6 protein-coding genes are annotated in these 11918 nt (G+C 62.7%); 2 read left to right on the top strand and 4 right to left on the bottom strand.

Features of this window, described 5'->3' with window-relative positions; genetic code table 11:
• Nucleotides 1-89: 89 nt before the first annotated feature.
• The 3 genes from G3N95_RS09790 to G3N95_RS09780 all read right to left on the bottom strand — a co-directional run bounded on the left by G3N95_RS09790 (nucleotide 90) and on the right by G3N95_RS09780 (nucleotide 5753).
• Nucleotides 90-4046 (bottom strand): hypothetical protein, encoded by a 3957-nt coding sequence (locus G3N95_RS09790; protein ID WP_205969791.1) that lies wholly within the window; start codon nucleotides 4044-4046, stop codon nucleotides 90-92.
• Nucleotides 4043-5440 carry a toll/interleukin-1 receptor domain-containing protein gene (locus tag G3N95_RS09785; RefSeq protein WP_205969790.1) on the bottom strand — a complete coding sequence of 466 codons (1398 nt, stop codon included), beginning with the start codon at nucleotides 5438-5440 and terminating at the stop codon, nucleotides 4043-4045. The genes G3N95_RS09790 and G3N95_RS09785 overlap by 4 nt, the downstream gene beginning before the upstream one ends.
• A 145-nt stretch (nucleotides 5441-5585) precedes the next feature.
• Entirely contained in the window at nucleotides 5586-5753 is a 168-nt protein-coding gene (locus G3N95_RS09780) for a hypothetical protein (RefSeq protein ID WP_205969789.1), read from the bottom strand.
• 279 nt (nucleotides 5754-6032) lie between these two features.
• On the opposite strand from G3N95_RS09780, the gene G3N95_RS09775 reads away from it, so the two are divergent.
• Both G3N95_RS09775 and G3N95_RS09770 read left to right on the top strand, forming a co-directional pair.
• Nucleotides 6033-10064 (top strand): response regulator, encoded by a 4032-nt coding sequence (locus G3N95_RS09775; protein ID WP_241018340.1) that lies wholly within the window; start codon nucleotides 6033-6035, stop codon nucleotides 10062-10064.
• Nucleotides 10058-11011, top strand: a complete 954-nt coding sequence (locus G3N95_RS09770) for a diguanylate cyclase (RefSeq protein ID WP_205969788.1) — start codon at nucleotides 10058-10060, stop codon at nucleotides 11009-11011. Before G3N95_RS09775 ends, G3N95_RS09770 begins: the two co-directional genes overlap by 7 nt.
• A 22-nt stretch (nucleotides 11012-11033) precedes the next feature.
• On the opposite strand, the gene G3N95_RS09765 is transcribed toward G3N95_RS09770, so the two are convergent.
• Nucleotides 11034-11915: a LysR family transcriptional regulator gene (locus tag G3N95_RS09765; RefSeq protein ID WP_205969787.1), complete on the bottom strand. Its 882-nt coding sequence runs from the start codon at nucleotides 11913-11915 to the stop codon at nucleotides 11034-11036.
• Between the last annotated feature and the right edge of the window lie 3 nt (nucleotides 11916-11918).

Genomic DNA, 11918 nt, shown 5'->3' with positions numbered 1-11918 from the left:
TCGCTAACATCAGAAGTAAAAGCATGCCTGACACCAGGCCATGGGTTCGCTGTCGCATGCAGTGCGCTGCGGGCACACGACGGAGCTGCCTATTCGGGGGCATCGCGAGACACCCGCGTACCGTGACCGGGTAGAGCCCGCTGCGCGGTGGCAGGCGCCCGTGATTCCGCGATCTGCAGTCGACATTGCGCACCGCTGGGATTACGAGGGCACGGTTCTTCCGGGGATGACTTGTATGTGCTCAACGAGCGTGCAAAGCGCTCCGTCAAGCCGCGGTCTATTGGAACCAGCATAGTGCCGTTGTGCAGCGCGACTTCCATAATCGTATTGTGTGCCTTGAACGCGACCCCCTCCACGCCTTCGAAATCGGAAAATCGAAGCGTGAACGCGGCGTCACCCGACGTCAAATCGAGCACACGGATGTCCGTCGGACTCCACACAGCCAGCCACCGATCGTCGGCGCTGAAACACCACTTCTCCGTATCTTTCAGAGTCGCAATTTTCGCGCTGGTCGCGCGTCGCACGACGTCTATTTCCGCCTTGTCATTGTTGTCCGTGCGGATTGGAATCCTGAGCGTGAATTGTCCGAGTGGACTGCTGCTCGTGACATGGTTCATCCCCTCGCGGCGCGCGATCTGCAATTGCCTGACATTCGTCGCCGTATCATTCGTGACGGAGCACACGACAGGGCGGAGCTGGTCAGCAGGCGCAGGGTCGGTAGCGAGCCGGCCGTCGTCGGCGATGGTCACGGCAGCGCGGGCGGGCAGATCCCTGATCGGTCCCAATTGCACCAACTGTTCGCCACGCACCGCATAGACGGTTGCCACGGTACGGTCCGCAGGCGTCGCGGGCTGCCGCACGAAGGCTAGCGCGGTGCGCGAGGGCGACGTTACGACCGTGGATCGACGGCTACTGTCTCGCTCGTCTTTGGGCGTTACGGTTGCGCCGTCACGCAAACGAATCACTTCGATGGGTTCGTCAGGCCGAATCTGCAACAGAAGTTCGCCTTCTTTTCCGAGGACGATGGCATTGCCCACAAACGGCGAAACGCGGTTCTCGCCGGTAACGGGATCGAACACGTATATACGGGGGCGGTTGCCCTCGCTGACGGTGGCAACGATCCCGTCACGCACGGCATAGAGCGCGCGCGGCAGCACGGGCAATGGGATCTGACGCGCCTTTGCCGGTGAGCCGTCCGCTGCGGGTAACGGGATCACATCGATGACGGCATCCGTTTGGACCGCCGTGGTTGATGAGGCCGCACGCGCAGCGGCGATCCATCGGCCATCGGGCGAGACGTCGACGGTCGAGGGTTGATCGAACGTCGAAAGCAGCGGCTTGTTTCGTGCGAGGGAGTAGATGCGCACAGCACCGGACGAATCGATGAATGCGACGCGGGAAGCGTCGTCGCTCACCGAGATTGCCGCTACGTCGCCATCCGCGCGGCGCGCGCTGGCACCCCTGACGCGATTCTCAAGGCGATGACGTTGCGGATCGCCTGCTCCAACAACGATATCCCCGCTATCCACGTACTCCGCGAATGCACCGCCTCTCATGCTCCAGAAAACATCGAAGATCACGCGGTCTTCGCTGGGCGTCTGGTGGACCTGATCGTTTCCAACCTCGTACAAACAGACCTTTGCTCTCATGGTTGCGGACGTGATTGCCGGGCTGATCGATACCGATTGCAGACCTTTGCAGATGTCGAAATCGATGTTGGTCTTCGACCATGTTCCGTCCGGCATCCGTTCGATTCGCGTGGCGAACAGGGACGAGTCCTCGCCAACCCCGATAATCGTCTTGCCGTCGTGAAGAACGGCAATCCCGACCAGCTTGCCTGCATGCACATCAGTCGTTGTGGGCGCCACGTTCGGGTCGCGGACGTTCCATATGGTGACCTCGTGGTTGCTCTGGATCGACGCAAGCCACTTGCCGTCCGCGCTAAACGCGAGTTGCACGTCATCCAGGCCTGATTGCGGCAGCGACTGTTTCAGTTGGCCCGTGTGCGCGTCGAACAAGTCCACCGAATGCGGGCGCGATACTGCCAGCATGGCCGGTTCAGGGCTGAAGGCAACGAACATCGCGTCGTCGATGGTCGGCCCGGACGACCAGAGCTTTTTCGGAGCTGGTCCGCTGACGTCCCACACGGTAAAGGCCGAATTTTCCACGAGTACGGCGAGGAGTTCGCCACGCGGGTCGAGCGTGACGAAGCTCGGCCTCCCACCCACCTGCTGGGCATCGAGCCTGGCCAATGGCCACGTGTACCGCGCAGCGGATAGCAACGCGGAACGTGCCTCCGATGTGTCCGCGTACGATAATCCTTGCAGTGCGTGCTGAACGGCCAGTTCAGGGTTGCTATTCCGGGTGGCTTTGGCGAGCGCCGCGCTCTCTTTCGACTGAGCAAGGGTACGTGCGGCTTCTGCCAGGCTCGTCTGCTTGCGTGCCTCGTTTGCTTTGATCTGGAGCTGCTGTCTGGTCGTGTCGAGCCGTTTGATTTTTTCCTGCAGCTGGTCGCGGTTTTCCGCGAGTTCACGGCTTTTCTTCTCTGCATCAGCTTTCGCGTGGCTCGCGGCCATGAAGTTTTCTTGCGCGTTTTTTTGCGCGCGTTCTGCGGTGTTCTTCGCGTTGAGCGCCGCTTCTCTCGCGAGCACGGCAGTGTTCTTTGCGTCGAGCGCTTCATCCCTCGAGTGTAATCCGTAGACTCCCAAGCCAAAGAACAACAAAGCCACCAGCACGCTCGCACCGACACCCTTCAACATCTTTCGACGCTGCAACTGCGCGGCGGCGACGCGCTCCTCTACACGACGGCGATCCCGTTCCTCGAGCGCGGCCTTGGTGAGGATGTCGTGGGTCAGCTCGACACGGTCCGTCCCGTGTTGCTGCTCCAGGCGAAGCAACCGGCCGTCCACCAGCGCGGTCAGTTCTTCCGCGGTGACATAGCCATTGGCGATAGCATCGTCTGTCGAGTAGCTATTGCGGTAGCCGTGCTCGGTGATGAGCTTGTCTTCGACAAAATGCCGAACACGATCGGGAAACACCTGCAGGCACCGTCGATAGAACGCGATCACGATGGTGTCTTTCTCGCCTTCGAACATCTCCGACGTGATCTGCTGTGCGCCGGCTTGCTTGCGATGTTCGTTGACACCGAGGCAAAACAGACTCAGCAACGCCGGTTCGACCGTACGAAGCGCGCGTGCTTCGATGCTGGCGTGGTCATCGTGTGCCGCGCCCCTCGATAGAAAATCGACTATTTTCCGCGCGAGCGGTTCGGTGACGAGATGTGCGGTCTGCGTGTTGTAGACGGCCTGTAGCGCCTGTTTCGTGCCCATTGGCAGCAGGCGCATACGGTTGTGACGCAGCGACGGCATGATCGGACGCCAGTCTTCGAGATCAGCGAGGAAGTCTTCGCGCAACGAAAGGACGATCTTGTAGGGCATCGCCTCCGTGTCGATCTCTTCTTCGTCCTCGTCGATTTCCTTCACGCGCTGCATCAACGTAGCAGGGATGCGGTTCTCGGCCAGGTCCGCAAGCGCTTCCCGAAACGCAGCGACTTCTTCAAGTACGGCGCGACCGAGCGTAAACAGTTCCTCGAACTGGTCGAGCACGAACACCGGCTGCGTCATGTGGTTGTGCTTCGTCCAGAATTCGCGCCCCGGCGTGTGCAGGTAAGCCCACAGCGACTGCCCGGGTTGCGGCGGCGCGTGATCGACGCCCCAGGTCCTCAGCGTCTCGAAGAGCGCGAGTGCCAGTTGATCGATCAGCGCGCCCGCGCCGGGGCGGATCTGCAGCCGCACCAGAACCGGCAGATATCCCTTGTCGCGCAAACGGGGAAAAACCCCCGCTTTGAGCAGCGACGATTTGCCGAGTCCGGATTTTCCGAACAGCACGGTAACCGGCTCGTCGAGGATGCGGCGCAGAAGCTCCTCCGATTCCATGCTGCGTCCGCTGAAGAACTCCCACGACGACTCGTCGTAAGACGCAAGCCCCGGCCACGGATTCTGCGGGTCGAGCTGTTGCGGCGACACCGGACCGTCGCGCGTATTCATCGCGCGTCCTCGCGCCGCATGGAGCGAATCTCGTTGACGAGCGATGTCTTGAGTTCTTCGTCGGGTTCGCCGCCCGGGGCATATCCTGCATGTACTTCCTGCATGTCGGGAAACGTGTCGAAGATCGACTGGTAGCGACTCATGTCGCCTGTGTAGTCGTGGTCGATGACGACCGGCATGATGAATTTACGTGCCGGCATACGCTTCTTTCGTTTGATTGCCTCGCCCCACTCCTGAAAGACGTAGCCTTCCGAGGTTTGCAGCCGGTTGGCAGTGCGCTGCGAAATCACCGGCAAGAAGAGCCTCACGTCGCGCTGAATTTGTGGAAGGATCTTTCGCTCCCAATAATCACCGGGCGCCAGTTCGACCTTGTCGAACCACACGTCACCGCCTAGCGCTGTGATGGCTGCATGCAGCCGTTCCACTTCATTCAGGTTCTCGCGCCCGTAGCTGATGAATATGCTGCCGCGTGCGGGTTGCGCATCCGGTTGCTCAACCGGGCTCTGCGACATCTCGGGATTGCGCTTCATCCAGCGTTCATGCAGTTCCGCGGTGAACTCTGCGGCGGTTCCGACATAAAGGTTGATTTCCGTTTCCCGCCCGAAACGCCGCAGAAACTCGGCAAGCGCCGTTTCCGATGTGGTCAGCTCGCCCGCGGTGAAGTACGCGCGCTGCGCGATGCGCAAACGGTCGCGTGTGGCCGCACGCAGAATGAAGCGTCCGAGCCAGTCGGGGAAATGAGCCCCGAGCAGCAGAAGGTGGCTATTGCGCAACTCCGACAGCAGCCACTCGGGCGGCGGTACGTCGCCACTCACCAGACGGTGGATGAATTCGAGCCGATCCTCGTCGTGAATCGCGAAATCGGATTTGCCTCCGGCGCGGCCGAACAGGTTGAAGACCACGGGCGCCGCACTCGAGCGCGGCAGTTGCGCTTCGTTATGGGCCGCTGTGGACTGGTTCAGCGAGAATTCGATTTCGCGGGTCACTGGCTGGCCGCTGAAGCGCACCTGGTCGAGCGCGCGTGCCATCAGGGAGTCGAAGGTCAGACTGACGAACAGTTCGAGCGGCCGTATCTGCGCTAGCTGGATCAACGCGGGGGGCACAGGAAAAGGTGGCGATAGACTTTTCAGCAGGCTGCACACGCGGTCGTAAAGACCCGCGAGTTTGATGTAGGGCTGCTCGAGATAGGCGCCGACGGCATCGTTGAGTTCGAAGTGGCGGGTCCATTCGACAGAAAGCTTTTCACGTTCCGCGAGGCGTTCGGCAAGTAACGCCTGCAGCGAGACCAGGCGCCCCTGGTACTCCGCCTGCACGAGTTCCTGGCCAATTATCGGCACGACCTTGCCGTCCTCGATGTACTCGAGCAGGTTGTCCCAGCGAAAGTCTTCGTTCATCGCTCGCTCCCTCCTATGCCGACGAGAGGAGATGTACTGCCGGTGTTGCGAGAGCGTCTGTTGACTCCGGCAACCCGAATGACAGACCGGGGATTCCGTGCAACCGTGCGTCGAGAATCGGCTCGAATGCAGTGCGTCTTCACCCTTACGAATAAAGACGTTTTATTGAGTCGAAATTTTCAGGCCCGGCGAACTGTTCACAGCCCTTCTTGCTTTCGATTGCCACGCGCTCTTTGAGCCGCTTCGAATAGTCGACGCGCTCACGGAAGAAGACACGGGCTTCAAGCTGAATTGACGATCCGGTATCGAGCATCGAGCATCGAGTCGTGCGTTCGCCTATATGAAACAACGCACGAGGGACGCGGAACAGTCCCGATCGTTGCTCGCCGGGGTTACGAAGCCACAGTCTTAAAGAACCAGCAACCATTGCCGTTAACCGGAAAGTCAAGGTAGTCTGGACCTAAGGCACTTTCCTTGCATGCGCGACAATCGCTGCAAAGTGCTTTTCAGCGATTGCTACGCAAACGACAGGCGGCAAGAATTACTGACAGGCCACCTTCAACTGATGCGGTAAGCATGTCGGAGACTTCGCTTGGCCAGTCGGATTTTCAGACGGATATCCCTTCCCATCCGGGTGACGCTGTTCATCGTCATCGTGTGCGCGCTGCTGATCGGCAGCGACGTATGGCGCAGCTTCACCGCGCGTCAGGACCAGATGGAAGAAATGTCCGTCGCGACAGCGAACCTCGCGCGCGCAATGGCGCAGCACGCCGACGACACGATCAGGCAGGCCGATACCACGCTCGTCGACGTGGTCGAGCGCGTCGAACATGACGGCGTGAGCCCCGACGCGCTCGAACGGCTGCACCGGCTGTTCATGCAGCGTGCCGCGGAATTGCCGCAACTCAACGGCCTCTATCTGTACGACCGCGACGGCAACTGGCTTGCCAATTCGCAGCCCACGCTCGTCAAGAGCTTCAACAACGCCGATCGCGAGTATTTCGCTTACCACCGCACGCACGCCGATCGTGGCGTGCATATCAGCATGCCCGTACAAAGCCGCTCGACGGGCAAATGGATCATCCCCGTGTCGCGGCGCGTCGACGGACCGGACGGACAGTTCGCCGGCGTCGCGCTCGCGACCATCGACATCGATTTCTTCTCGCGCTTCTACGACAGCCTCGACATCGGCCGATACGGCGCTGTCGCGCTCGTGACGGACAACGGCGTAATGGTGGTGCGCCGTCCGTTCGAAACGCGCTTCGTCGGCAAGGATGTCGCCGATACGATGCTGTTCAAAGTGCATCAGCGATCGGGCGACACGGCCCGCTTCGTCTCGAAGTCCGCACAGGACGGCGTCACGCGCCTGAACAGCGAGCGCAACCTCGGCCGTTACCCGCTGTTCGTCGTGGCCGCGCTCGCGCAGAACGAAATTCTCGCGCCGTGGTGGTCGGATACGCTGTGGCACGCAGCGGGCACGACGGTGCTGGTGCTGATGCTCGCCGTGTTCGGCTGGCGGCTGGTGCGCAATGCCAACGCGCGCACGCGGGTCGAGCGCAAGCTGGCCGCGAGTCTCGAAACGCGGCGCGCGATTCTCGACACGGCCGTCAATCCCATCATCACGCTCGACCGTTCGGGCGTGATCCTGTCGCTCAATCCGGCGGGCGAGAAAGCGTTCGGTTATGCCGAGCATGAGATCGCCGGCAAGGACGTGCGCGTGCTCGTGTCGGGCACGGTCCACGAATTGTTCGACCGCTACGCCTCGCAGTTCGCCGAGCGCGCCGGGACGGATGGGCACGACATCGTCAGCGAATGCGAGCTGGCGGGTTTGCGCAAGGACGGCAGCGTGTTCCCCATACATGTGTCGACGGGGGCGATGGTGATGGGCGGCGAGCGCCGCTTCGTGTGCGTGATCACCGACATGTCCGTACAGATTCGCGAGCGCGCAGAGTTGTCCGAGGCGCGCGATCAACTGCTGCTGGCAGCGGACATCGCCGAACTCGGCATCTGGTCGTGGGAATTCTCGAACGATGCGCTGCGCTGGAATACACGCATGTTCGAGATTTTCGGCATGACCACGACGCCTGCCGAAGGCTTGCGATTCGAGCATTGGCTTTCGCGCGTGCACGAGGAAGACCGACCGGCAGCCGTCGAAAGACTGGAAGCCGCGTTTGCCGGCGAGGTGACGTCGAAACACATCCCTTTGCCGCTCTACCGGATCGTGCTGCCGAAGGGCGAGCGCGACGAGATCCGGCATCTCCAGACCACCTTCACCGTGCGGCGCGACGCGGTGGGCAATCCCGTCGGCATGACGGGCGTCACGCACGACGTCACCGAGCAGCGCAACATCGAGCTTCGGCTACGCGATGCCAAGCAGCAGGCCGACGCCGCGAACGAAGCGAAGTCGGCGTTCCTCGCCAACATGAGCCATGAAATCCGCACGCCGTTGAACGCGGTGCTCGGCATGCTCGATCTCGTGCAATCGACGGGGCTCAACGAGCGTCAGGGCGGCTATGTCGTGAAGGCAGAAACGGCCGCGAAGTCGCTGCTCGGCTTGCTGAACGACGTGCTCGACTACTCGAAGATCGAAGCGGGCAAACTGCAGCTCGATGCGCATTCGTTCGAAATCGAGCCGCTGATGCAGGATCTCGGCGTCGTGCTGTCGGGCAACCAGTACGACAAGGAAGTCGAAGTCCTGTTCGATATCAGCCCCGATCTGCCGCCCTTCGTGATCGGCGACAGCTTGCGGTTGCAGCAGGTGCTCGTGAATCTCGCGGGCAACGCGCTCAAGTTCACGATCAAAGGCCAGGTGGTCGTCAGCTTCACGCTGCTGTCGCGGCTCGATTCGGGCGTGCGCGTGCGCATCGCGGTGACGGACAGCGGCATCGGCATCAGCGAGGCGCAGATCGGCCAGATCTTCGAAGGCTTCAGTCAGGCCGAAGTCTCGACGACGCGTCGCTTCGGCGGCACAGGCCTGGGCCTTGCAATCAGCCGGCGGCTCGTCGAACTGATGGGCGGCAGGCTCGAAGTGGCGAGCCAGCTCGGCAAGGGCAGTCGCTTCTGGTTCGACATCAATCTCGGCGTCAGCGACGATGTGCACGCGGACGACCTCGATCTGCATCTCGCCCTCGATCGCCGCTTGCGCGTGCTCGTCGCCGACGACAACGGCATTGCCCGCGAAGTGCTGTCGCGCACGGCGCGGGCGCTGGGCTGGGAGGCGGATGTCGTACCGGGCGGCATTTCGGCCGTCAAGCTGGCGGCAGCCGCCGAGCGCGAGCACGAAGGCTACGACGTGATCCTGCTCGACTGGCGCATGCCCGATCTCGATGGACTGTCGGCGGCGCGGCGCATCGAGGAAGCGCGTGCGGGACGCAGCACACCCGCTATCGTGATGATTACGGCCTATGGCCAGGAAGTGCTGGCGGCCGCGCAGGAATCCGACGACATGCCGTTCGATGCATTCGTCACGAAGCCCGTCACGCCGCGTCAGCTCGCGCAGACCGTGCTGACGGGCCAGAAGACCACGCACGCGCGACGGACGGCGCGCATGCCCGTGGGCGAAGGGCGTCTGGCCGGACTCACGCTGCTCGTCGTCGAAGACAATCCGCTCAATCGCGAAGTAGCCGAAGGGCTGCTGAGCCGCGAGGGCGCGCATGTGGTGCTGGCCGAAAGCGGGCTGGAGGGCGTCGAGAAGGTGCTCACGGGCACGCGCGTGTTCGATGCGGTGCTGATGGACATGCAGATGCCCGACGTCGACGGCCTCGAAGCGACGCGGCTGATCCGCGCGCACGGCCGCTTCGCGGCGCTGCCGGTCATCGCGATGACGGCGAACGCGACGCGCGCGGACCGTGAAGCGTGTCTCGCGGCAGGCATGAACGATCACGTCGGCAAACCGATCGACGTCAAGCATCTGGTCGACGTGCTGCTCGCGCACACGCACGCGATCGCGCTGCCAGTCGCAACGGAAGCGCGCGTAGCCGAAGAAGCCGCAGCGAGCGAATTGCTCGAACGCAAAGAGTCGATCGTCGGGCGCTTTGGCGGCAGCGAGGATCTGATTCGCAAGGCGCTCGGTGTGTTCGTCGGCGAGATGGAGCGGCATCTCGACGACTTGCGCGAAGAAGCGGAGCAGACGGGTGCGGGACGCAGCGCGGCGCTGCTGCATGCGATCAAGGGCAGTGCGGGGACAATGGGCGCACAGGCACTCGCTGGTTTCGCGGCGGCGCTCGAACATCGCGTGCAAGAGGTAAATGCGGCAAATGCGGCAGATGCGGCCGGCGAGGGCGAAGCGGCTGCCGTGACGTCGGGCGAAGTGGACAGGCTGGAGCGTCTGCTGCTCGACAGCGTCGCGCAGTTGCGTCTCGTGTTCGGCAACAAGCCGAACGGGCACGTCACGGGCGCCGCGGAACACATGCAGACGGACGAGTATCGGGAGCGGCTTGGCCGCCTGCTCGAACGACTGGAGGCGTCCAATCTGGAAGCGATCGATCTCGCCGAAACGCTTGCGCCGCATGTGCCGTCAGCGTTGCAGCCGCGTTTCGACCGGTTGCTCGCGGAGATCGAAGCGCTGGACTTCGTCACGGCCGCTGCAAGTACACGCGAGATGCTGGATCAACTGACATGCTAGATCACATCCCCGGCGACTGGGCTCACACGTTCACGCTGCGTCCGAAGCTGCTGATCGCGGACGATCAGCCCGTCAACGTGCGCGCGCTGCACGCGCTCTTCAAGGACGATTGCGATGTGTTCATGGCGACGAACGGCGCGCAGACCATCGAGCTGTGCCGCAAGGTGTTGCCCGATCTGATCCTGCTCGATGTCGTGATGGACGGCATGGACGGCCATGAAGTCTGTCGCCGCCTGAAAGCCGATCCGCTCACGCATACCATCCCCATCATCTTCGTCACCGCACAGACCGACGAGGCCGACGAAGAATACGGACTGTCGCTCGGCGCCGTCGACTTCATCACGAAGCCGATCAAGCCGGCCATCGTGCGGGCGCGGGTGCGCGCGCATCTATCGCTGAAAATGCAGGGCGACGTGCTGCGCTCGATTGCGCTCGTCGATGGGCTGACGGGCGTCGGCAACCGCCGCAAGTTCGAGGAAGATCTGGACTCGAGCTGGCGCCATTGCCTGCGCGAATCGGCGCCGCTGTCGCTCGTGATGGTCGACGTCGATTACTTCAAGCGCTACAACGACCGCTACGGGCATCAGGCCGGCGACCGCTGTTTGCAGACCGTCGCGAAACGCCTGACGGAAACGCTGCGCCGCCCTTACGACACGGTCGGGCGGTATGGCGGCGAAGAGTTCGCGTGCCTGCTGCCGAACACGCCGCTCGACGCGGCGACGCGCATCGCGTTGAAGATGGAAGAAGGCGTGCGCGCCCTCAGGCTCGAACATGTCGATTCGGGCTGCGCGGAGACCGTGACGATTTCGGCGGGCGTGGCGACGCTGATCCCGACCACGGAAGCGCGATCGGCAGAACTCGTCGAGTCCGCCGACCGGCAACTGTATGAAGCGAAGCATGCGGGACGCGGGCGTGTGGCTTCGGCGATGCGGATGATCGAGGGGTAGGGGCGAGGCTATATCGTGCGCTTCACGCCCTGTCGCGCGGCATCGTCTGCAGCGTTTCGACGATCTCGCGCATCAGCGCCTTGCGGTCGTCCGACGCGCGCTGCACCATCCCGACGGTGCGCAGCGTCGGCGGACTGGAGATCGGAATCACGCGCAGCAGCGGGTCATTGAGCCAGTTGCCGCGTATCAGCAGCGGCAACACCGCGACGCCCACCTTCTCGCGCACCAGTGCGACGATCGTTTCGATCGAGTTGAGTTCGAGATACTCGTTCACCATCAAGCCCGCTTTCTGCAATGCCTGCTCGACCACTTGCCCGGTGCGCACGCGCCGGTCGAAGCGCAGGAAACCGTGGCTGCGCAGAATGCGTTGCGGGTCGTTATCGGCGACATCGCGACCGACGACGAGCATCATCGGCTCGGTGTAAAGCGTGGTCCATTTGAGCGTATCGGGCAGGGTTTCGTCCGCGCGCGCGACCACGGCGGCGACGTCCACTTCGCCCGCCTCCACCATGTTCGCGAGTTCGTCGGAGCGCGCCGACAGCAGCCGCACGTCGAGCCGTGGATGCGCTGCCTTCAGCCTCGCGACGGCCAGCGACAGCGCGCCGATTACCGACACCACCGCGCCGATCGTCACCGGTCCCTCCATCGCGTCCATCGGCTTCGCTTCCAGCTCGGCGAGCAGATCGAGAATCTGCTCGACTTTCGGCCAGATCGTGTGGCCATGCTGTGTCAGCGTGATCTGCCGCCCGCGACGGTCAAATAGCTGACGCCCCAACGCTTCTTCAAGTCCGCGCATCTGCAGGCTGACGGCGGCCTGCGTCAATGCGACTTTATCGGCGGCGGCCGAGAACGAGCCGGTGCGGGCAACGGCTTTGAAGGTCTTCAGCATACGAAGCGTCGGCATGGG

Origin of the sequence: Paraburkholderia sp. Tr-20389, assembly GCF_017104565.1 — a bacterium.
Lineage (GTDB): Bacteria > Pseudomonadota > Gammaproteobacteria > Burkholderiales > Burkholderiaceae > Paraburkholderia.
The sequence above is the reverse complement of the archived record's forward strand: the minus strand, read 5'-3'. Positions and strand labels throughout refer to the sequence as shown.

Excerpts from the sequence above, each read along its gene's own strand:
- G3N95_RS09780 (WP_205969789.1), bottom strand. The coding sequence starts at position 5,753 with ATGCTCGATACCGGATCGTCAATTCAGCTTGAAGCCCGTGTCTTCTTC.
- G3N95_RS09770 (WP_205969788.1), top strand. The coding sequence starts at position 10,058 with ATGCTAGATCACATCCCCGGCGACTGGGCTCACACGTTCACGCTGCGT.
- G3N95_RS09785 (WP_205969790.1), bottom strand. The coding sequence starts at position 5,440 with ATGAACGAAGACTTTCGCTGGGACAACCTGCTCGAGTACATCGAGGAC.
- G3N95_RS09765 (WP_205969787.1), bottom strand. The coding sequence starts at position 11,915 with ATGCCGACGCTTCGTATGCTGAAGACCTTCAAAGCCGTTGCCCGCACC.
- G3N95_RS09790 (WP_205969791.1), bottom strand. The coding sequence starts at position 4,046 with ATGAATACGCGCGACGGTCCGGTGTCGCCGCAACAGCTCGACCCGCAG.